Below are 21,460 nucleotides of genomic sequence, written 5' to 3' on the forward strand. Positions count from 1 at the left end.
TCCCCACGGAAGGCATTCGTATCCGGTGGTACGGCTGGACTTCAAATCCAGTTGGGGGTGTCAGACACTCCCGGGTAGGTTCGACTCCTGCTGCCTTCCGCCACCCCGTTTCATCTTGTCGACCCGACGCGCTTCAATCAACGTGTAGTTGCACGACAGCACCGGCGATTGCATTCGCCAAAACTTGATCGGGAAAAGCACTAAAAGTTTGCGATTTTTTTCCGGGCTATAGTCGAATCACTGAAGGTAGACGCGGCGTCCCTTGCCGATACCGTTCAGGTAATGACTGTAGACGGGTGCTGTATGAAAAATAAAATCGACAAGACCGCCGGACCGATCTGGGGCGTGGCTGCAGGATTGCTTCTTGCTGCCGCAGGATTGAGTCTCGGCATTTTCCCGACGTCCCTGCAAAGCTCGGGAAGCGCGAACGACTTCATGGCGTCCGGTATTGCGATGCTCGGCATCTTCCTGGTCGTCTATGCGACACACGAGTTGCGAAGAAGGCGTCCGCACTGAGCGCTCACGCGCTGCTGATCCACACAGGATGATCCGGGCCGGTTTGCCGGCTCGCGAATACGCACGTCCGTCGCGGGCTATGTCTTGCTGATTTCGTGTTGATAAACGAGTTCGACGATGCGCTTCGTCGGAATGCTGGCGCGCAACCCGTCGACGCTGTCGATCGGAAACCACTTGCATTTCTCGATCTCGTTGTTCGCTTGCGGCGTCTGGTCCGGGCCGACTTCCGCGAAGAACACGTGATGGATCTTCGCGAGGCCGGTGAACTGCATCGAGTAGACGAGATGCTGGCCGGTCATGCCGGTTTCTTCGGATAACTCGCGATGTGCGGCTTCGAGCGGCGCTTCCCCGCGCTTGATCGTGCCGCCGGGAAGGGCCCAGCGCGACGCCGCACGGGCAACGAGCAAGACTTGCTCGCCGCGGTAGCAGACGACGGTCGCACGTTCCTTGACCGGGACGGTGCTCGCTTCTGGGGCGTTGGTGGGGGCGGGGGTTTGAGGCATGAAGCAATTCTAACCATCGCGGATCGATCGGCAAAGCGGGTCTGACTTGGTTTGACGATCGATCGTCACCGTCGCGTCTCCGGTCAGGCCGCCGCTGCGTTTCGCAGATTCGAATCCGTGCCCGGCTGGCGCCCGGCGTCCGCGCCCAGGGGGCGGGACGATGGCATGAAGTGCGCGATGGGCTCGCCCTTCGCTTCGAATCGGGCGACGTTATCCCTCGATGCGGGACATACTCGTCCGCCATGAAAAAAGCCGCGCATCCCGATGCACCGGGAGCGCGGCTTGCGGGGGCGCCGGTCAGGCGTCGCGCCGTTACTTCTTTTCCGGCAGGAACCAGTTCATCACGAGCGCGCAGATGCCGCCCGTTGCCACGCCCGATTCCAGCACGTTCTTCAGCGCGTGCGGCAGGCTGTTGAGGATGTCCGGCACTTGCGACACGCCGAGGCCGAGCGCGAGCGACACCGCGATGATCAGCAGTGCGCGACGATCGAGATGGACGCCGGCGAGGATGTTGATGCCCGATGCGGCCACCGCGCCGAACATCACCATCGCCGCGCCGCCGAGCACGGGCTCCGGCACGGCCTGCAGCACGCCGGCGACGACCGGGAACAGGCCGAGCACCACGAGCATCCCCGCGATCCAGATGCCGACGTAGCGGCTGGCGACGCCGGTGATCTGGATCACGCCGTTGTTCTGCGCGAACACCGAGCTCGGGAACGTGTTGAACACGCCGGCCAGCAGCGAGTTCGCGCCGTTCACGAGCACGCCGCCCTTGATCCGTTGCATCCACACCGGGCCTTCGACCGGCTCGTTCGAGATCTTGCTGGTGGCCGTGACGTCGCCGATCGCCTCGAGCGACGTGACGAGGTAGATGATCAGCATCGGCACGAACAGCGCCCACGAGAAGCCGATGCCGAAGTGCAACGGCGTCGGGACCTGGAACAGCGCGGCCTGGTGCATGCCGGTGAAATCGAGGCGGCCGAGGAACGCGGCCGCGAGATAGCCGATCACGAGCGCGATGACGAGCGCGGTGCTGCGCACCCACACGATCGGCACGCGGTTCAGCAGGATGATCGTGCCGAGCACGAGGCCGGACAGCGTCAGGTTCTCCGCGCTCGCGAAGGTGCCCTTGGCCATCGCGCCAAAGCCGCCGCCCATGCTGATCAGGCCGACCTTGATCAGCGTGAGGCCGATCAGCAGCACGACGATGCCGGTGACGAGCGGCGTGATCAGGCGCTTCACGAACGGCAGGATGCGCGATACGCCCATCTCGACGAACGACCCGGCCATCACGACGCCGAAGATCGCGGCCATCACGGTCTCGACCGGCGTGCCTTGCTTGACCATCAGGCTGCCGCCGGCGATCAGCGGGCCGACGAAGTTGAAGCTCGTGCCCTGGACGATCAGCAGGCCGGCGCCGAGCGGGCCGAAACGCTTGCACTGGACGAAGGTGGCGATGCCGGAAATCACCAGCGACATCGACACGATCAGGGTCGTATCGCGGCTGGACACGCCGAGCGCCTGGCAGATCAGCAGGCCGGGCGTGACGATCGGCACGATGATCGCCAGCAGGTGCTGCAGCGCGGCGACGAAGGCGACCATCGGCGCCGGCCGGTCGTTCGGGCCGTAGACGAGGTCGCGGGCCGAATCTGCGGCGTCGGCGCCATGGGCGGCGGGTTGGGCGGGGGAGGCGGGTTGCATGGCGAGCGGGCCGGACAAGGTGGAAAGTGCGGCATTTTAGCCGAACGGCCCGCCGGCGCCGCTGCAATAGCGGGGATTCGGCGGATCGGGAAAACGGTGGCGGATCGACGCCCGGGCCGGCCGTGGCCGCGGCGAGCGTCGATTAGCGGGCCCGCCGCGGTGCGGGCGCGGTCGGGGTACGGGTCGGGGCGGTGGTCGCATGGAACCCGGGCAGCTCGGGAATCCGCTGCTCCATGAACTGCAGGAACGTGCGGGTTCGCAGCGGCAGATACCGGCGCGACGCATAGACGAGGTGCAGCGCATGCGGCGGCACCATGTCCCACTTCGGCAGCAACCGGACGAGGCGACCGCTGTCGATCAGGTCCTGAACGAGCCACGCGGGCCCGCTGCCCACCGCGTTTCCGGCAAGAAAACATTCCCGCAGCGCCATCGAGCTGTTCACGCGATACCGGCCGCGCACCGGAACGACGACTTGCTCGTTGCCGCGCGCGAAGGCCAGTTCGTTGCCGATGTCCGCGCGCGCGTAGCCGACATACTCGTGCTTCGCGAGGTCGTCCGGCCGGCGGAGCTTCGGCGCCTGCGCCACGTACGCCGGCGTGGCGACCAGCAGGCGCGGCGACGACGCGATGTGGCGCGCCACGGCATCCGGCGGCAGCAGCTGGCCGAGGCGAATGGCGACATCGACGCCTTCTTCGACGAGGTCGATCACGCGGTCGGTCAACTGGAGTTCGACTTCGATCTCCGGCCACGCGGCGAGGAATTCGAGCACGAGCGCGTTCAGTCTCAGTTCGCCCAGCCCCAGCGGCGCATTGACGACCAGCTTGCCGACCGGCCGCACCGTTTGCCCGCGCACCTCGGCCACCGCGCTCGCGTATTCGTCGATCACGCGCTTGCAGCGATCGTAGAACCGGCGGCCTTCGTCGGTAGGCGCGAGGCTCGTGGTCGAGCGTTCGAGCAGGCGAACGCCCAGTTCCTTCTCGAATGCGGCGACGATCTTGCTGATCGTCGGCTGGCCGGTGCCTTCCTCCCGCGCGACCGCCGAGAAATTGCCGAGCTCGATCGCGCGGACGAACACGCGCATGGATCGCAGTGAATCCATCTTATTCCTTTAGGGCATGAACCTTATTCAAGTCTCCCATATTCCTGCGCAATGGAGAATGACCTAACGTTCGCGAACCTTCAATCCCTGATGAGGAGTCGACATGAACAAGGCAACGCAATCTTCGGCACTGGACGGTGCGCACGTCGTGTTATTCGGCGGGAGTTCCGGAATCGGCCTCGAGGCCGCGGCCGCCGCGAAGGCAAAAGGCGCCAGTGTCACGCTGGTCGGCCGGACCCGCGCGAAACTCGAATCCGCCGCACAGGCGATCGGCGGCGCGCGCGTCGCGGTGGCCGACATCGCGGACCGCCATGCCGTGCAGGCCGTATTCGACACGATCACGCGCGTCGATCACCTGGTCGTCACGGCCGGCCGGTTCATTGCCGGCAAGCTGCACGAGACCGATCCCGATCTCCTGCTCGCCGCGTGGCAGGAGCGTATCGCCGGGCCGGTCTACGCGATCCGCGCTGCGTTGCCGCTGATGCCCGCGACCGGCTCGATCGTGCTGACCGGCGGGCAACTGTCGGATCGTCCGGCCGCGCAGGGCACGTCGGTCATTGCCGCCGCCGTGCGCGGGGTCGAGGCGCTGGCGCAGTCGCTCGCGCTGGAGCTGAAGCCGATTCGTGTGAACGTCGTCGCGCCCGGCTTCGTCGAGACGCCGCTTTACGACGCGTTCGGCCCGGAAGCGCGCGATGCGATCCTCGCGGGCGCGGCGGCGGCATTGCCGGGCGGCCGCGTCGGGCGCGCCGATGAAGTGGGGGAAGCGATCGCGTTCCTGCTGGGCAACGGCTTCATGAATGGCGAGATCCTGCACATCGACGGCGGCGGGCGGCTGGTCTGAGCCGTGCCTCAGCCTGCCGCGCGTGTGCGGGTGCGACGTGCCGGCGGGCGCGGCGCGCGGCCGTCCGGATACGCGCGCTGGCAGACGGCGATGACCGCATCGCGCAGGCGACGGTGCACGGGGTCGCCGTGCATGCGCGGATGCCACAGCGCGGACACGAGTATCTCGGGCAGGCGCACCGGGATCTCGAAGCTGCGCAGCCCGAGGGCCTCCGTGAGCCCCGGCGAGAACGCGTTGCCGAGGCTCGAGCGCGGCACGAGCGCGATCAGGTCGGTACTGGCCGCGACCCGCATCGCATCGGGGTAGCCCGGTACGACGACGTGCACGGCGTGGCTCGGGCCGGCCTTGGCGGTCGAGTCGTCAGCCGGACCGCCGAAATCGCCCAGCTGCGACGCGATCACGTGACGGCAGGCCGCATAGCGCGCGGGCGTGATCCTGCCCGATGCGAACAGCGGGTGCCCGGCGCGCGCCACGGCGACGTGCCAGTCGTGAAACAGCATGCGGGTGTGCAACTCGGGGGCATCGTCGCCGCGTTTGCCGATTTCCAGGTCGACGGTGCCGTCGCGCAACGCTTGCGGATCGCGGTCGGGCTTCGGGACGAAGCGGATGCGCACCTGCGGCGCGATTTCGCCGAGTGCGGCGACCACCGGGCCGGACAGCATTTCCATGAACGAGGCGGCCGCGCGGACGGTGAACGTGGAAGTGTGCGTCGCCATGTCCACGTCGGCCGTCGCCGGCCGCAGCACCGCGCGCGCATCGCTGGCGATCGCATGCACGCGGTCGCGCAACGCGGCGGCGTGCGGTGTCGGCACGAGCTTGCGCCCGGCGCGCACGAGCAACGGATCGCCGGTGGACATCCGCAACCGTGTGAGCGTGCGGCTCATCGCGGACGTGCTCAGGCCAAGCCGGCGTGCGGCGCCGGTCACGCTGCCTTCCGACAGCAGCACGTCGAGCGCGGTGACGAGATTCAGGTCGATGTCTTCCATGGCGACAGGATACGCTTCCGGGCGATTAGACATGGCGTGTGATGCAACTATAAGTTGAATCTGGTGCGTCTGTCGCCTGTCGTGATGCGCACCTATAGTGGCTGCATGACGAAACCCGGCAAAGGCGGAAACCATGCAATCCACTGAAGCGAACCGAAACGTCCCTGCGCTCCTGCTCGTCGCGGCCTCGCGCGGCCTCGGGCTCGCGATGGCGGAGTCGTTCCTGGACAAAGGCTGGCACGTAACGGGCACCGTGCGCGCAGGATCGGGACGCACGAAGCTGCACGACCTCGCCGACCGGTTCGACGGCCGGCTCGACATCGAGACGCTCGACATCTGCGAACCGGTGCAACTGGCCGCGCTGCGCGAGCGGCTGGCGGGCCGGCGCTTCGACATGCTGTTCGTGAACGCGGGCACGACGAACGAGCCCACCGAAACGATCGGCGAAGTAACGACCGACGAGTTCGTGCGCGTGATGATCACGAATGCGCTGGCGCCGATGCGCGTGGTCGAGACGCTGCAGGATCTCGTGACCGACGATGGCCTGATCGGTGCGATGTCGTCGGGGCAGGGCAGCGTCGCGAACAACGTCAGCGGGATGCGCGAGGTCTATCGCGGCAGCAAGGCCGCGCTGAACCAGTTCATGCGCAGCTTCGCGGTGCGCCAGGCCGATACGCGGCGTGCGATGGTGCTGATGGCGCCCGGCTGGGTCCGCACGGAACTGGGTGGGCCAGATGCGCGCCTGACGATCGAGGAAAGCGTGCCGAGTCTCGTCGACGTGCTGATCGCAAAGCGTGGGCGCCCGGGGCTCGAGTATCTCGACTATCTGGGGCGGACGGTGCCGTGGTAGTCGGCGCGTCGCACGAGTAGAGGCCAATGGCGATCGGCCCTGTTGTTCGTGGCGCGGTGGCGTCGCTGCGAAGGCAGCGCCGATTCAATACAATGCGACGACCCGCCAGTGACACGTCGCGTTCGAATCCTTCCGGTTCGCCGCGCATTGCGTGAGTCCCTTCGTGACGGCCCCCCCTCGAACCCGGAGCGCAACATGAACGAACCTTACCTGCAGGTCATCGCGCATTTCCACGCCAAGCCCGGCAACGGCGACCGCGTGGTTGCATTGCTCGCGGAGCTCGCGCCCTTGACGCGCGCCGAGCCGAAGAATCTCGACTACGCGTATTTCCGGTCGCCGGAGGACCCCGACCACATCGTGATCCTCGAACGCTACCGCGACGCGGACGGCCTCGACGTGCATCGGGAAACGCCGCATTTCCAGCGGATCGGGTTCGGCGCGATCATTCCGTTGCTCGATCGCCGCGAAGTGTCCAGCTACATGGTGCAGCCGGGCACCGGCACGGCGACGCCACCGGGAGGCGCCCGATGAACCCGTTTCAATTCCGTACCGTTCCGACGCAGGTCGTCGAATTCGGCGCCGCGCGCCGGCTCGGTGCATTGTTGCGCGAACGCTTTCCGGCGCTCGTGCGGCTATGTGTCGTCACCGACGCGTTCCTGCATCGCAGCGGCGTGCTCGCGCCCGCGCTGGAGAGCCTCGCCGCGCACGGCTGGCAGGTCACCGTGATCGACGACGTGATCGCCGATCCGCCGGAGCACGTGGTGCTGGAAGCGACCGAACGGGCCGTCGCGGCCGATGCCGAGATCGTGCTCGGCCTGGGCGGCGGATCGTCGATGGACGTCGCGAAGCTGATCGCGGTGCTCGCGCCGGGGCAGCAGGCGCTGGCCGACATGTACGGCGTCGACAAGGTCACGAGCGCGCGGCTGCCGCTCGTGCAGATGCCGACGACGGCCGGCACCGGTTCGGAAGTCACGGCCGTGTCTATCGTCACGGTCGGCGAGGCGCGCAAGATGGGCGTCGTGTCGCCGCACCTGTTCGCGGACGTCGCGATCCTCGACGCCGAACTGACGCTCGGCCTGCCGCGTGCGGCCACGGCCGCGACGGGCATCGACGCGATGGTGCATGCGATCGAGGCCTACACGTCCGCGCGGCTGAAGAACCCCATATCCGACATGCTGGCCGTGCACGCGCTGACGCTGCTGTCGCGCAACCTGCTCACGGCGTGCGACGACGGCCGGAACCGTCACGCGCGCGAGGCGATGCTGGTCGGCGCGATGTTCGCGGGGCAGGCGTTCGCGAATGCACCGGTCGCGGCCGTGCACGCGCTGGCCTATCCGGTCGGCGGGATCTTCCATGTGCCGCACGGGCTGTCGAATGCGCTCGTGCTGCCGCACGTGCTGCGTTTCAACGCGCCGGCCGCCGCGCCGCTGTATGCGGAACTCGCGGCGATCGTCGCGCCGTCGGCGACGGGCAGCGACGAAGCGCGCACGCACGCGCTGATCGCCGAGATCGACCGGCTGATCGTCGCGACGGGCATTCCGCGCACGCTACGCGAGGTCGGCATCGGGGAAGGCGACCTGCCGAGGATGGCGTCGGATGCGATGCTGCAGACGCGCCTGCTCGTGAACAATCCGCGCGAGGTGACGGAGGCTGACGCGCTGGAGATCTACCGGCAGGCGTGGTGATGCGGCGGGCGGGCGTGCCGCCCGTCATGCATTCACGATACGCTCGCGGCCTGCCGCGCGGGCCGTGCCGCGATGCATGCGCATGCGAGCGCCACGGCCACGAGCCCGCATCCGGCCCACGGCGTGACGCGCAGCGCGTCGCGTTCGACGAGCACGCCGCCAAGCGCCGAGCCGAGTGCGACACCCGCATGCATGGCCGACACGTTGATGCCGACGCTCGCATCGGCCAGTGACGGCGCGGTGTGGATCAGGTAGTTCTGCACGATCGGCGAGATCGACCAGCTGATGCCGCCCCACAGCATCATCGCGGGCACGAACGCGAGCGGCGATACGCCGGCCGCCGGCAGCACGGCCATCGCGACGAGAAACACGGCCGGGCATGCCCACAGCGCGCGCGACGCACCGAGGCGGTCCGAGAAGAGTCCGCCGAGCCATGCGCCGGTCACGCCGGCGATTCCAAACGCGACGTACAACCCTTCGAGCGCGGCCGCGCCGGGTGACAGCACGGCCTGCAGATACGGCGTGAGATACGCGAACAGCGTGAAGTGACCGCCGATCATCGCGATGGAGACGAGTTGCGCGGCCATCAGCCGCGGGCGCGCGAGCACCGCGCGATATGACGGCGTGCCTGCTGCATCCGCGGCAGCGATGACAGCGGACGGCGCCATGCGCGGCAATCGCCGGCCAAGCCAGATCGCGAGCGGCAGCGCAGGCACGGCGATCGACACGAACACCGCGCGCCAGCCGGCCCAGTCGGCGATCCGCATCCCGATCGGCACGCCGAGCACGAGCGATGCGCTGATGCCCATGAACACGATGCCGATCGCGCGGCCGCGTTGCGACGCCGGCGCGAGCTCGGCCGCGAATCGCGTCGCGACGAGGATCAGCGTCGCGCAGCTCGCGGCCATCAGCACGCGTGCGGCAAACAGGCTCGCATAGCCGGGGCTGGCCGCGGCGCACAGGTTCGCGGCCGCGAACGCGCCGAGCGACGCGAGCAGTGCGGTGCGCCGCTCGATACGCGCGACGCAGGTCGCCGCGACGAGCGCGGCCAGCGCGAAGACGGCGGAGAAGATCGTGGTGAGCTGGCCGGCGGCGGCGATCGACACGTGCAGGCCGGCGGCGATGGCCGGCAGGATGCCGACGCAGATGTTTTCGGCGACGCCGGCCAGGAACACGGCGGCGGCCAGCAGATAGATGCGAACGTCCAACGGAACCCCTCCTGTACGCGCGATGCGGCAGCGCCGGGCAGGGGGCGGGCCGCATCGGAACGAATCGACGGATGGGTTTCGAGGCGAGGCTTCGGTTATCCCGGAAAGCAGGACGGTACCGCACGGTCAGGCGGTGCGCAAGTGCGGATGCTTGCGCCCGCGCCGGTGCCGTGCTGCAGCCTGGTAAAAACGCCGGGAATACCCGCCAGGCCGCCGTTACGCGGTAGACGCGTCGGCACCGGCCGCCACCACGTACGCCGAAGCCTGCTTCGTGCCGTCCGGCCGCGTTTGCAGATAGACGCCCTGGATTTCCGGCTCGAAACCCGGCAGCGCGTTGATCCCGGCTTCGAGCGCACGGAAGTAGTCGAGCGCCGGGCCGCCCCACCTTTCGCCGGGCACCACGCAGAAGATGCCGGGCGGATAGGGCAGCGCGCCTTCCGTCGCGATCCGGCCTTCGATGCGATCGAGCGTGACGAGTTCGACGTTGTTGCGGATCAGCTCGGCGTTCGCGGCCTGCGGCAGCATCGCCTGCTTCGGGAACTGCGCACGCCGGAACATCAGCTTCTGCAGATGCTTCATGTCGTGGCTGCGATAGAAGTCGTGCATCCGCTGGCACAGCTGCCGCAGGCGCATGTCGCCGTACAGCGCCGGATACGCTTCGCACAGCGATGGAATCGCTTCGCGCAGCGGCGTGTCCTGGTCGAGATGGCGTTCGAACTGCGCGAGATGCGCGACCAGATGCTGCAGCTTGCCGAAACTTTCGGAAGGCGTGAGCAGGAACAGGATCGTGTACAGGTCGGCCTTCTCGGGCACGACGCCGTGCTCGCGCAGGTAGCGTGCCAGGATTGGCGCCGGCGCGCCGAACGCCGCGTATTCGTGCGTGTCGCGATCGATGCCGGGCGTCGTCAGCAGCAGCTTGCACGGGTCGACGAAATACTGGTCGTCCGCATAGCCTTCGAAGCCGTGCCACGTGTCGGCCGGATGAAAGCGGAAGAAGCGCAGGTCATCGACGATCTGCTCGGTCGGGTAGTCAGCCCACGGGCGGCCATCGATAGTCTGGGGAACGAACGGTCGGATCTGGCGGCAGGTCTTCAGCAGCAGCTTGCGCGCATCGACGCCATGCGCGACGCAGTCGCGCCACAGGCGCTTGCCGGCCGGGCCCGCATGCATCTGCGCGTTGACGTCGAGCGCGGCGAACATCGGGTAGAACGGGCTCGTCGACGCATGGATCATGTACGCGTTGTTGAAGCGCCGGTGATCGCAGAAGCGCTTCTGGCCTTCGATGTGGCTGTCCTTCTTGTGGATCTGCGACGTCTGCGAGAAACCGGCCTGCTGCTTGTGCACCGACTGCGTGACGAAGATGCCGGGATCGTCGGGGCCGAGCGTGAGCATCAGCGGCGAGCAGTCCTGCATCATCGGGATGAACTGCTCGTAGCCGACCCACGCCGAATCGAACAGGATGTAGTCGCACAGATGCCCGATCCGGTCGACGATCTCGCGCGCGTTGTAGATCGTGCCGTCGTAGGTGCCGAGCTGGATCACCGCGAGCCGGAACGGGCGCGGCAGGCCGGCGCGCTCCGGCGCGACGTCGCGGATCGCGTCGCGAATGCGGGTTTCGTCGAGCGCCGCGCTGTCGACGCCGCCGATGAGGCCCCACGCGTTGCGCGCGGTCTCGAGGTAGACCGGTCGCGCGCCCGACAGCACGAGCGCGCCGAGGTGCACCGACTTGTGATTGTTGCGGTCGAACAGCACGAGATCGTCGGGCGCGAGCAGTGCACTGGTGACGACCTTGTTCGACGTCGACGTGCCGTTCAGCACGAAGTACGTCTTGTCCGCGTTGTAGATCCGCGCGGCATTGCGCTGCGCTTCCAGTGCGGGGCCTTCGTGGATCAGCAGGTCGCCGAGCCGGACATCGGCGTTGCAGAGGTCGGCGCGAAAGATCGTCTCGCTGAAGAAGTCGAAGAACATCCGGCCGAGCGGGTGGTTCGAGAAGAACTGGCCGCCCTGGTGGCCGGGGCAGTCGAATTCGACATAGCCGCGCTGCACGTATTCACGCATCACCTTGAAGAACGGCGGCAGCAGGTGCTCGCTGTAGATGTCGGCGGCGGCGGAGATCTGCCGGCCGTAGTAGTGGCGTCCGCCGTGGCGGAGCTGGATCACGCCGCTCGCGCTCGGCAGGATCGACGGCGGTACTTCCTGGTCGGGCTCGACCGCGACGAAAAACGGAATCGCGAATCCGGTTCTTTCGACGGTTTCAAGCACCTGTTGCGCCGAATCGATTCCGACGACGATTGCCGCGATATTCGTGAAATCGGTCTGGAATACGTCGACCTGTTCGTGCGTGGTGAGGAAGGCGCCAATCAGCGCCGGCTCGACTGCGATTTTCAACAGGCTCACGCGAACTCTCCCGTAAATGTGCGGAAAACGAGAGCCGCATTCGCACGGGCGCGCAATCCGCGTCATCCGACACGCGCTGCAGCCGATTGAAACGCTCCCGCGAATGCTGAATGCCGAACGGCGCGCCGCACGAAAACACCTTGCGCGGCGCGGCGCAGCCGCCATCGGTCAACGCACGGCGCAGCCGATCGTAGCAACAAAACCCGGCGAATTCAATCGACCGGAATCGCCAATCCGATTGGTGGGCGAAACCAATCCAATAATCGGAAATCGGCGTGCTGCAATGCACATCAAAATGAACCGATTGTGAAAGGCGATTTGAAAAACGTTCGACCGTTTCGCCGATTCGTCTGCTTTTCATCAAAAGGCATCTATGGCATAGTCGGCTCCGAATTGGATGGCGAATCAAACCGGATTTGCGAGCGTCTCATGCCGCCGCCCGTGGCCTGCTGTCCGCGTGCTCGTGAGACGAATTAAACCCAACGAAGCATCGGAACAACGAGGGCAAAAACATGAATACGTCCGTCGGTGGCATTCGTCGTCTCGGCCTGCGCGCGTTATTGGTCGACGACGAGATCACGCAGGAAACCGCGACCGGGCGTGCGGTCCGCACGCTGAGCGCGGAGCTCGTGCAGCGCGACATCGACGTGCTCACGGCCACCTCGGCCGACGACGCGATCATGCTGATCCGTTCCGATCCGTCGATCCAGTGCGTGCTGCTCGACTGGGATCTCGGCGTGGACGGCCACGGGCCGTCCGAGGCCGTGGTCGACGCGATCCGGCATCGCAACGCCAACGTGCCGATCTTCCTGCTGGCCGACCGCAGTGTCGCATCGTCGGTGCCGTCCAGGGTGATGGGGCAGGTCGACGATTTCGTGTGGCTGCTCGAGGACACGGCCGACTTCATCGGCGGGCGCATCCACGCGGCGATCGAACGCTATCGCGCCACCGTGTTGCCGCCGATGTTCGGCGCGCTCGCGAAATTCTCGCGCGTCTATGAATACTCATGGCATACGCCCGGCCACACGGGCGGCACGGGTTTCCTGAAATCGCCGGTCGGCCGCGCGTTCTTCGAATACTTCGGCGAAGCGCTGTTCCGTTCCGACCTGTCGATTTCGGTCGGCGAACTCGGCTCGCTGCTTGACCACTCGGGCCCGATCGGCGAAAGCGAGCGCTACGCGGCCCGCGTGTTCGGCGCGCATCGCACGTATCACGTGACGAACGGCTCGTCGACGTCGAACCGCATCATCCTGATGGCGAGCGTGAGCCGCGACCAGATCGCGCTGTGCGACCGCAACTGCCACAAGTCGGCCGAGCACGCGATGACGATGTCGGGTGCGATCCCGACCTACCTCGTGCCGACGCGCAACCGCTACGGAATCATCGGGCCGATCGCGTCGGAGCGCCTCACGCAGGCGGCGATCCGCGAGGCGATCACGTCGAATCCGCTGACGGCCGGGTTGGCCGACCGCCAGCCGAAGCACGCGATCGTCACGAACTCGACGTACGACGGCCTGTGCTACAACGTCGCGCGCGTCGAGGAACTGCTCGGCGCGAGCGTCGACCGGCTGCATTTCGACGAAGCGTGGTATGGCTACGCGCGTTTCAACCCGATCTACCGCGATCGCCATGCGATGCACGGCGACCCGCGCGACCATCGTGCGGACCGCCCCACGGTGTTCGCGACGCAGTCGACGCACAAGCTGCTGACCGCGCTGTCGCAGGCGTCGTACATCCACGTGCGCGACGGCCGCAACCCGATTCCGCATGGTCAGTTTAACGAAACATTCATGATGCATGCGTCGACGTCGCCGAACTACGCGATCATCGCGTCGAACGACGTCGCGGCCGCGATGATGGACGGCCCCGGCGGCGCGGCGCTCACGCACGAGTCGATCGAGGAGGCCGTCGCGTTCCGGCAGATGATCGCGCGGATGAACAGCGAGTTCGGCGCGAAGGGCGACTGGTTCTTCGAGTGCTGGCAGCCCGACACCGTGCTCGAGACGCGCACCGGCCGCACGTTGCCGTTCCACGACGCATCGCCCGAGCTGCTTGCGAGCGACCCGTCGTGCTGGGTGCTGCGCCCCGGCGCGCAATGGCACGGCTTCGGCAATATCGAGGACGGCTACTGCATGCTCGATCCGATCAAGGTGTCGATCGTCACGCCGGGCGTCGCGCCGGCCGGCGGGCTGATGCCGGTCGGCATTCCGGCGAGCGTCGTGACCGCGTACCTCGATGCGCGCGGGATCGTCGTCGAGAAAACCACCGACTTCACGATCCTGTTCCTGTTCTCGATCGGCATCACGAAAGGCAAGTGGGGCTCGCTCGTCAGCGCGCTGTGCGACTTCAAGCGCGACTACGACGCGAACCTGCCGCTCGACATGGCGATTCCGTCGCTCGCGAAGGCGCATGGCTCGCGCTATGCGGGCATGGGCCTGAAGGACCTGGCCGACACGATGTTCGCGGCGATGGAGCAGCTCGGCACGACGCGGCTGATGTCGGAGGCGTTCTCGATCCTGCCGAAGCCGGAGATGAGCCCGGTGCGCGCCTACGAGCATCTGGTGCAGGGCCGCGTCGAGCAGGTCACGCTCGAGGAACTGGCCGGACGCACGGTCGCCACCGGCGTCGTGCCGTATCCGCCGGGCATTCCGCTGTTGATGCCGGGCGAGAACGCGGGGCCGGCGGACGGCCCGGTGCTCGGTTACCTGAAGGCGCTCGAAGCGTACGACCGGCGCTTCCCGGGCTTCGCGCACGATACGCACGGCGTGGAGGTCGAGGACGGCACGTACCGCGTGTATTGCCTGACGGCCTGAACGCGCGACCGGCCGTGCAACGGCCTTACATCGAGGGATCGACATCATGGAAAACACAGCGCGCATGTCCGACGCGGCCGCCGCGGCCGCGCCGAAGAACCGGATGAACGTCTGGCAGCTGACCATTCTCACGGCGGTCAACATGATGGGCTCCGGCATCATCCTGCTGCCGTCGAAGCTCGCGCAGGTCGGCACGATCTCGCTGCTGTCGTGGATCGTCACGGCCGGCGGCTCGCTCGCGCTGGCCTATGCGTTCGCGCGCTGCGGGATGCTGAGCCGCAAGCCGGGCGGGATGGGCGGCTACGCGGAATACGCGTTCGGCAAGGCCGGCAACTACATGGCGAACTACACGTACGGGCTGTCGCTCGTGATCGCCAACGTCGCGATCGGCGTCACGGCGGTCGGCTACGGCACCGTGCTGTTCGACGCGACGCTGTCGCCGCTGCAGACCGGCCTGTGGACGATCTTCCTGCTCGTGCTGACGACGGTCGCGAACTTCGGCGGCTCGCGCATCACCGGCCGGATCGGCGCGGTGACGGTGTGGGGCGTGATCATTCCGGTCGTCGTCGTGTCGCTGATCGGCTGGTTCTGGTTCAGCGGCGCGACCTGGGGCGCCGCATGGAATCCTAACAACCTGCCGTTCGGCCCGGCCGTCGGCAGCTCGATCGCGGTGACGCTGTGGGCGTTCCTCGGGCTCGAATCGGCGTGCGCGAACTCGGACGCCGTCGAGAATCCGGAGCGCAACGTGCCGATCGCCGTGCTCGGCGGCACGATCGCGTCGGCGATCTTCTACATCGTGTCGACCAACGTGATCGCGGGGATCGTGCCCAACGCGCTCCTCGCGAAGTCGAATGCGCCGTTCGGCATCGCGTTCGCGACGATGTTCACGCCGACGGTCGGCACGATCGTCACCGCGCTGATGGTGATCGCGTGCATCGGCTCGCTGCTCGGCTGGCAGTTCACGGTCGCGCAGGTGTTCAAGAGCTCGGCGGACGTCGGCTACTTCCTGCCGGTGTTCGCGCGTGCGACGCGCACTGGCACGCCGATCGTCGGGATGGTGATCCTGCTGGTCGCGCAGGTCGCGCTGGCGCTGATGACGATCAGCCCGGAGCTGAGCAGCCAGTTCCAGAAGATCGTCGATCTCGCGGTCGTCACGAACCTCGTGCCGTACGTGATGTCGATGGCCGCGCTGATCACGATCCAGAAGGTCGCGAAGGTGCCGCCGGCGAAGGCGCTGCTGACCAACGTGATCGCGATGGTGGCCACCGCGTACAGCTTCTATGCGCTGTTCAGCTCGGGCGAGCAGGCGCTGATGCTCGGCGGCCTGTGCGTGTTCCTCGGCTGGACGCTGTTCGGCTTCGTCAGCGCGCGCTTCTACCAGATGGAAGTCGATGCCCACGTGAAGGAGCCGGGGAAGTCGCTGCAGGCGTGACGGAGGCGGCGGGCGCCGCCGTTATCGGGCAGGGCGGCCCAGCAGCGGCGGGAGGTCCTGCTTCAGCAGGCTGACGACGGCCCGCACGCGCGGCGGCAGCGGCCGCTGCGCATGCACGAGCAGGTTGAGCGCGAAGTCGGGAATCACGTAGTGCGGCAGGAGCTCGACGAGCGTGCCGGCTGCGAGCGCGTCGGCGCAGGCCGGCTGCTGGACCACGCCGATGCCGCCGCCGGCCACGATCGTGTCGAACATCGGGCGCCAGTGGCTCGTCGTCATGATCGTGCGGATGCGCGCGTAGTCGAGCGCGTCGCCGTCGCGCCGCAGCGGCAGCCGTTCGCTCGCGAAGACGCCTTTCACGCGGACGAACGGATGGTTCGCGAGATCGGCCGCCGTGTCGATCGGGCCGTGTCGCTCGAGATACGACGGCGCGGCAACGAGCCGGCGGCCGACCGCGCCGACCGGATGCGCGACGAACCCGCCGTCGCCGAGCTGGCCGACGCGGATCGAGATGTCGACGCCTTCCGTGACCGGATCGACGATGTCGTCGTTCAGGACCAGGTCGATGTGCAGGTTCGGATACGCGCTGCGGACATGCATCAGCACACCCGGCAGCACGACCTCGCCGATGCACTGCGGCGCCGCGAGCCGGATCGTGCCGTCGAGTGCGTTCTCCGTCTTCGACACCGACGCGACCGCTTCGTCGGCCGCTTCGAGCAGCGCCTTGCTGCGTTCGTAGAAGATCCGGCCTTCTTCGGTGCACGTGAGGGTGCGGGCACTGCGCAACAGCAGCCGTGTGCCGAGATGCTTCTCGAGCCGCTCGATGCGCTCGCTGACGGCCGGCTGGCCCATGTCGAGATCGCGCGCCGCGCCGGACATCGTGCCGCGCTCGACGACCCTCACGTAAATGCGCATCGTCGCCAGCAAATCCATGAAGTCGCGCCCCTTGTCCGGTTCCGGTTGATGCCGATCGACGGATGGTACCAAAGCGAGAACGTCCGAAGGTACGCGACGAACCGATACTGACCATCGGTTGGCGAAGCCGCGTGTGTTCGCCGGTGCGATGGGGGACAATCGGCATCCGTGCGATCGACGGGAGACGACGACATGACGCAACAGGATGACGCGGTGCGCACGCGCTGCGTCGCATGGCAGATCGTGCAGACGTGGCAGGCAGCCGAATGGTGCCGGCTCGTCGAATCGCGAACGGGAATCGATCTGTCGGGATCGGTGTCGGGTGCGATCGACGGCTCGCCGTTTCGCATCGATTACGCGATCGCATGCGGCGCCGACTGGCTCACGCGCTCGGCACGCATCACGCAGTGGGACGATACGCAGCCGCCGCGGCAGTGGGATATCCGATGTGACGCAGGGCGATGGACGATCGACGGCGTCGACGTCCCGGCCCTCGTGGGCGCGACCGATCTCGATCTCGGCTTCAGCCCGTCGACGAATACGCTGCCGATCCGCCGGCTCGGGCTGGCCGTCGGCGAGGCGGCGGTGATCCACACCGCGTGGCTGCGCTTTCCGGATGTCGCGTTCGTGCGCGGCGAGCAACGCTATACGCGTACGGCGGAGCGCGTGTACCGCTACGAAAGCGGCACGTATGCGGCCGATATCGCGGTCGACGAAGCGGGCCTCGTTACCGACTACGACGAATGGCGGCGCATCGGCGCGGCCGCCGCACGCTGATTCGTGCGTACCACCGCGCCGCGCGTCGGCGGCAGCGGCAGCGGCACCGGCGCGTCAGCGTGCGCTTGCGACCGACAGCTTGCCCGGAATCAGCTTCAGCGTGCTGAATGCGTCCGCGATGTTCTGCTGATACGCGAGCGTCGCGTCGCTGATCGGCTGCACGCCGTAGCCGGCGCGCTTGAGCGCGACTTCGAGCGTCGGCGCATCGAGGCCGACCAGCGGCGACAGTTGCGTGGCGACTTCCGGCACATGGTCGCGCGCCCAGCGGTCGACCGCGTCGACTTCATCGAGCAGCGCGCGTATGACCTGCGGGTGGGCCGCCGCGTATTTGCGCGCCGCGAGGTAGTACTGCGTATTGCGCACGAGCCCTTCGCCGTTCGCGATCACGCGCGCGCCGATCTGCCGCTCCGCGGCGGCCAGGTACGGATCCCAGATCACCCATGCATCGACGTTGCGCTGCACGAACGCGGCGCGGGCGTCGGCGGGCGTCAGGTAGATCGGCTGGATGTCGGCATACGTCAGCCCCGCATGTTCGAGCGCCTTCACGAGCAGGTAATGGACGTTCGAACCCTTGTTGAACGCGACCTTCTTGCCGCGCAGCTGCGCGACGTTGCGGATCGGCGAATCGGGCAGCACGACGATCGCCTCGCCCTGCGGCGCGGGCGGCTCGTTGCCGATGTAGACGAAGTCGACGCCGCCCGCCTGCGCGAAGATCGGCGGCGTCTCGCCGACCGTGCCGACGTCGATCGCGCCGGCGTTCAGGCCCTCGAGCAATTGCGGGCCGGCCGGAAATTCGAGCCACTGCACGGTGACGCCCTGGCTCGCGAGCCGTTTCTCCAGCGTGCCGCGCGCCTTGAGCACGACGAAGTTGCCGTATTTCTGGAAGCCGACGCGCAGCCGCGTGCCGCTGTCTTGCGCATGAGCCGGCAGGCCCGCGAGCGGGCCGAGCGCGAGCCCGGCCAGCCCGGCGGCCGCGCCTTGCAGCCACTGGCGGCGATGTGGGTTTGCGGGTGTCGGTTCAACGTCTGCGTGCGGTGTGTCGTTCATCGAAGCGTCCTGCGGGCGGGTTCACGGGCCGCGCGCGAAAGACGGCGCGGCCGGCGCAGGGCTGGGCCCGATGCGGGCGCTGCGCGCCACGGGCCGGCCCGCGCCGGATTCAGGACGATACGGCCGCGCAGGCCGACGGCCAACCAACGAATCCGCATATGCAAATCAGCGGTGGGCCGGGTGGGCGGGTGCGGGCTGGTGATCGGCACGCGAACCCGCCGGCACGGTGCGCCGTGTCGGCGAATGCACACACGCGCACACGCAGCCGCCGGGCGTTCGACGAACGGCTGTCACGACCCTTAATCCGAGCCGACCGGGCTTTCCTCGATCGAATCGACGCGATCCGGATAGAACGCGAGGTGCCCGCGGATCCCGTCGACGGCCGGATAGGGTGCCTCGTAGGTCCAGACGGCATTCACGGCGCGCTCGCCGCCGACCGGAATCGAGTAGTACGCGGCGTCGCCCTTGTACGGACAGTACGTCGCGTGGTTGGTGCGTTGTAGCAGTGTTAGGTCGGCGTCCTCGCGCGGGATGTAGAACACCGCCGGGTAGGCGGCTTCGCGCAGCGCCAGCGCGCGGCGCGTATCCGCGACGACCCTGCCGGCCGCCTTGACCACGACGCGCCGCGGGTGCAGTTCGACCGTGATCGGGTGATCGGGGCCCGGCGTCTTCACCGGGCGAGCAGACGTTTCGGAGCTGGCAGGCATCGTGTGTCCTCCTGGAATGGGCGGCGCGGCGTCGTCGGGCGAATCCCGGCGCGCCGGTGCCGGCGTTGGCCAGCCGATACGATGCGCCATTTCGGGAGAGTCTGCAGGGGGCCGGAAGACGGCGGCGCGAGACGGCCGCCCGGCGCTCGCGTGGACGTTTTCATGCACGGGCAGCGGGATGCAGCCACGACGATAAGCAACGCGAAATTAATTGGTAAGCGATCGGCGGGAGGCGCGCGAAGATCGGCCGTCGTCATTTTCATGACAGCTCTCTCCTGTCTCCGTCACCATGAAGAACGCTTTCGTTTCGTCAGCTGCGCGCCGTGCGCGTGGCGTCCCTCATGCCGCTGCCGCCCTGCGTGGCATCGCGGCGTCGCTGCTGCTCGCCGGCGCGGCCACGCACGCGCTTGCCGCGCCGTCCGGCAAGACACTCGTGTATTGCACCGAAGGCAGCCCGGCCGGCTTCGATCCGGGCCAGCATACGACGAGCACCGATTTCGATGCGAGCACGTACCCGGTCTACAACGGGCTCGTGCAGTTCAAGCGCGGCACGCTCGATCTCGAGCCGGCGCTCGCGACGAGCTGGGACGTGTCGCCCGACCAGCGCACGATCACGTTCCACCTGCGACGCGACGTGAAATTCCAGACCACCGCGTGGTTCAAGCCGACGCGGCCGTTCCAGGCCGACGACGTCGTGTTCACGTTCCACCGGATGCTCGATCCCGACGATCCGTTCCGCAAGGCCTATCCGGTCAGCTTCCCGTATTTCAGCGACCTCGGCTTCGACCGCAACGTCGAGCGCATCGACAAGGTCGACGACTACACGGTGCGCTTCGTGCTGAAGACACCCGACGTCGTGTTCGTGCGCAATCTCGCGATGGCGTTCGCGTCGATCCTGTCGGCCGAGTATGCGTCGCAGCTCGCGGCGCGCCATCGCGAAGCCGACATCAACCAGTTCCCGGTGGGCACGGGGCCGTTCCTGCTGCGCACGTACCAGAAGGACGCGCTGATCCGCTACGACGCGAATCCCGACTACTGGAAGCCGGACGACGTGAAGCTCGCGCGCCTCGTGTTCGCGATCACGCCCGATCCGGCCGCGCGCCTGCAGAAGCTGGTGGCCGGCGAGTGCCAGGTATCGGCGTTCCCGCGGCCGGCCGATCTCGATACGGTGCGGCGCGACCCGAAGCTGACGTTGTTCTCGGGGGTGGGTTTCAACGTCGGCTTCGTCGCGTACAACACGCAGCATGCGCCGCTCGATCGCGTCGACGTGCGGCGCGCGCTGGACATCGCGATCGACAAGGCGGCGATCGTGAAGACCGTGTTCAACGGCGACGCGACGATCGCGACGAACCCGATGCCGCCGGCGCAATGGTCGTACAACCCGCGGCTGAAGGACGCGCCGCGTGACCCGGCGGCCGCGAAGGCGCTGCTCGCGCAGGCCGGTTTCCCGAACGGCTTCGACCTGACGCTGTGGGCGATGCCCGTGCAGCGCCCGTACAACCCGAATGCGCAGTTGATGGCGCAGCTGATCCAGCAGGACTGGGCGAAGATCGGCGTGCGCGCGAAGATCGTCAGCTACGAGTGGGGCGAGTACAACCGCCGCGCGAAGCACGACGGGCAGCACGACGCGATCCTGTACGGCTGGTCGGGCGACAACGGCGACCCCGACAACTGGCTCGGCACGCTGCTCGGTTGCGACGCGGTGCACGGCAGCAATCTCGCGAAGTGGTGCAACCGGGATTTCGAGAAGCTGGTGGACGCGGCGCGTTCCAATGGGGACGTCGCGAAGCGCACGGCGCTGTACGAGCAGGCGCAGGTCGTGTTCAAGGACCAGGTGCCGTTCACGCCGATCGCGACGTCGATCGTGTCGCTGCCGGTGTCCAAACGCGTGCATGGGCTGACGTTCTCGCCGCTCGGCGGGCATCGCTTCGACGGGGTGTGGCTGGATTGACGGGCGGGCCGCGCGGACGGTGCTGTCGTCCGCGC

At 67.5% G+C, this 21,460-nt stretch carries 19 protein-coding genes and 1 tRNA gene; 11 read left to right on the forward strand and 9 right to left on the reverse strand.

What is annotated here, in order from left to right; all coding sequences use genetic code 11:
- Nucleotides 1-7 precede the first annotated feature (7 nt).
- Nucleotides 8-103: transfer RNA gene (locus tag CFB39_RS22635), tRNA-Sec, on the forward strand.
- Nucleotides 104-303: 200 nt separating this feature from the next.
- Nucleotides 304-516, forward strand: coding sequence for a hypothetical protein (locus CFB39_RS22640; RefSeq protein ID WP_089474501.1), 213 nt, complete (start codon nt 304-306; stop codon nt 514-516).
- Between the two features lie 77 nt (nt 517-593).
- Here the strand turns inward: CFB39_RS22640 and CFB39_RS22645 are convergent, their stop codons facing one another.
- From CFB39_RS22645 to CFB39_RS22655, 3 genes are all read right to left on the reverse strand, one after another.
- A complete protein-coding gene (locus tag CFB39_RS22645; RefSeq protein WP_089474502.1) occupies nt 594-1,019 on the reverse strand; it encodes an NUDIX hydrolase in 426 nt (141 codons plus the stop codon).
- A gap of 312 nt (nt 1,020-1,331) precedes the next feature.
- Complete coding sequence (locus CFB39_RS22650) at nt 1,332-2,720, reverse strand: nucleobase:cation symporter-2 family protein (RefSeq protein ID WP_089474503.1); 1,389 nt, start codon at nt 2,718-2,720, stop codon at nt 1,332-1,334.
- 142 nt (nt 2,721-2,862) lie between these two features.
- Entirely contained in the window at nt 2,863-3,819 is a 957-nt protein-coding gene (locus CFB39_RS22655) for a LysR family transcriptional regulator (RefSeq protein WP_089474504.1), read from the reverse strand.
- 103 nt (nt 3,820-3,922) lie between these two features.
- On the opposite strand from CFB39_RS22655, the gene CFB39_RS22660 reads away from it, so the two are divergent.
- The gene (locus CFB39_RS22660; protein WP_089474505.1) at nt 3,923-4,660 is read left to right on the forward strand and encodes an SDR family oxidoreductase; all 738 of its coding nucleotides are present in this window, start codon (nt 3,923-3,925) and stop codon (nt 4,658-4,660) included.
- A gap of 8 nt (nt 4,661-4,668) precedes the next feature.
- Here CFB39_RS22660 and CFB39_RS22665 read toward each other — a convergent pair whose 3' ends face one another.
- Nucleotides 4,669-5,646 (reverse strand): LysR family transcriptional regulator, encoded by a 978-nt coding sequence (locus tag CFB39_RS22665; RefSeq protein ID WP_089474506.1) that lies wholly within the window; start codon nt 5,644-5,646, stop codon nt 4,669-4,671.
- 133 nt (nt 5,647-5,779) lie between these two features.
- Here CFB39_RS22665 and CFB39_RS22670 point away from each other — a divergent pair, with 133 nt between their 5' ends.
- The 3 genes from CFB39_RS22670 to CFB39_RS22680 all read left to right on the forward strand — a co-directional run bounded on the left by CFB39_RS22670 (nt 5,780) and on the right by CFB39_RS22680 (nt 8,181).
- Nucleotides 5,780-6,496, forward strand: coding sequence for an SDR family oxidoreductase (locus CFB39_RS22670; protein ID WP_089474507.1), 717 nt, complete (start codon nt 5,780-5,782; stop codon nt 6,494-6,496).
- A gap of 195 nt (nt 6,497-6,691) precedes the next feature.
- Complete coding sequence (locus tag CFB39_RS22675; RefSeq protein ID WP_089427904.1) at nt 6,692-7,027, forward strand: putative quinol monooxygenase; 336 nt, start codon at nt 6,692-6,694, stop codon at nt 7,025-7,027.
- Nucleotides 7,024-8,181: an iron-containing alcohol dehydrogenase gene (locus CFB39_RS22680; RefSeq protein WP_089474508.1), complete on the forward strand. Its 1,158-nt coding sequence runs from the start codon at nt 7,024-7,026 to the stop codon at nt 8,179-8,181. Before CFB39_RS22675 ends, CFB39_RS22680 begins: the two co-directional genes overlap by 4 nt.
- A 32-nt stretch (nt 8,182-8,213) precedes the next feature.
- On the opposite strand, the gene CFB39_RS22685 is transcribed toward CFB39_RS22680, so the two are convergent.
- A complete protein-coding gene (locus tag CFB39_RS22685; protein WP_089474509.1) occupies nt 8,214-9,389 on the reverse strand; it encodes an MFS transporter in 1,176 nt (391 codons plus the stop codon).
- A gap of 216 nt (nt 9,390-9,605) precedes the next feature.
- A complete protein-coding gene (locus CFB39_RS22690; RefSeq protein WP_089474510.1) occupies nt 9,606-11,786 on the reverse strand; it encodes an ornithine decarboxylase in 2,181 nt (726 codons plus the stop codon).
- Between the two features lie 103 nt (nt 11,787-11,889).
- On the opposite strand from CFB39_RS22690, the gene CFB39_RS22695 reads away from it, so the two are divergent.
- The 3 genes from CFB39_RS22695 (at nt 11,890) to potE (ending at nt 16,031) form a co-directional block, all read left to right on the forward strand.
- Nucleotides 11,890-12,096: a hypothetical protein gene (locus CFB39_RS22695; RefSeq protein ID WP_241025721.1), complete on the forward strand. Its 207-nt coding sequence runs from the start codon at nt 11,890-11,892 to the stop codon at nt 12,094-12,096.
- Nucleotides 12,097-12,298: 202 nt separating this feature from the next.
- Nucleotides 12,299-14,599, forward strand: coding sequence for an Orn/Lys/Arg decarboxylase N-terminal domain-containing protein (locus tag CFB39_RS22700; protein ID WP_089474512.1), 2,301 nt, complete (start codon nt 12,299-12,301; stop codon nt 14,597-14,599).
- Between the two features lie 46 nt (nt 14,600-14,645).
- Nucleotides 14,646-16,031 carry a putrescine-ornithine antiporter gene (potE, locus tag CFB39_RS22705; RefSeq protein ID WP_089427898.1) on the forward strand — a complete coding sequence of 462 codons (1,386 nt, stop codon included), beginning with the start codon at nt 14,646-14,648 and terminating at the stop codon, nt 16,029-16,031.
- A gap of 21 nt (nt 16,032-16,052) precedes the next feature.
- On the opposite strand, the gene CFB39_RS22710 is transcribed toward potE, so the two are convergent.
- Nucleotides 16,053-16,961, reverse strand: coding sequence for a LysR family transcriptional regulator (locus CFB39_RS22710; protein WP_089474513.1), 909 nt, complete (start codon nt 16,959-16,961; stop codon nt 16,053-16,055).
- 174 nt (nt 16,962-17,135) lie between these two features.
- On the opposite strand from CFB39_RS22710, the gene CFB39_RS22715 reads away from it, so the two are divergent.
- Nucleotides 17,136-17,720: a putative glycolipid-binding domain-containing protein gene (locus CFB39_RS22715; RefSeq protein ID WP_089474514.1), complete on the forward strand. Its 585-nt coding sequence runs from the start codon at nt 17,136-17,138 to the stop codon at nt 17,718-17,720.
- A 54-nt stretch (nt 17,721-17,774) separates the two neighbouring features.
- Here the strand turns inward: CFB39_RS22715 and CFB39_RS22720 are convergent, their stop codons facing one another.
- Together CFB39_RS22720 and CFB39_RS22725 are read right to left on the reverse strand one after the other, a co-directional pair.
- Nucleotides 17,775-18,767: a sulfonate ABC transporter substrate-binding protein gene (locus CFB39_RS22720; RefSeq protein WP_089474515.1), complete on the reverse strand. Its 993-nt coding sequence runs from the start codon at nt 18,765-18,767 to the stop codon at nt 17,775-17,777.
- Between the two features lie 299 nt (nt 18,768-19,066).
- On the reverse strand, nt 19,067-19,474 hold the full coding sequence (locus CFB39_RS22725; RefSeq protein WP_089474516.1) for a DUF427 domain-containing protein: 408 nt from the start codon (nt 19,472-19,474) through the stop codon (nt 19,067-19,069).
- Between the two features lie 289 nt (nt 19,475-19,763).
- Between CFB39_RS22725 and CFB39_RS22730 the strand changes: the two genes are divergently transcribed.
- Nucleotides 19,764-21,425, forward strand: coding sequence for an ABC transporter substrate-binding protein (locus CFB39_RS22730; RefSeq protein ID WP_089474517.1), 1,662 nt, complete (start codon nt 19,764-19,766; stop codon nt 21,423-21,425).
- Nucleotides 21,426-21,460: the final 35 nt, after the last annotated feature.

The organism is Burkholderia sp. AU6039, assembly GCF_002223365.1.
Lineage (GTDB): Bacteria > Pseudomonadota > Gammaproteobacteria > Burkholderiales > Burkholderiaceae > Burkholderia.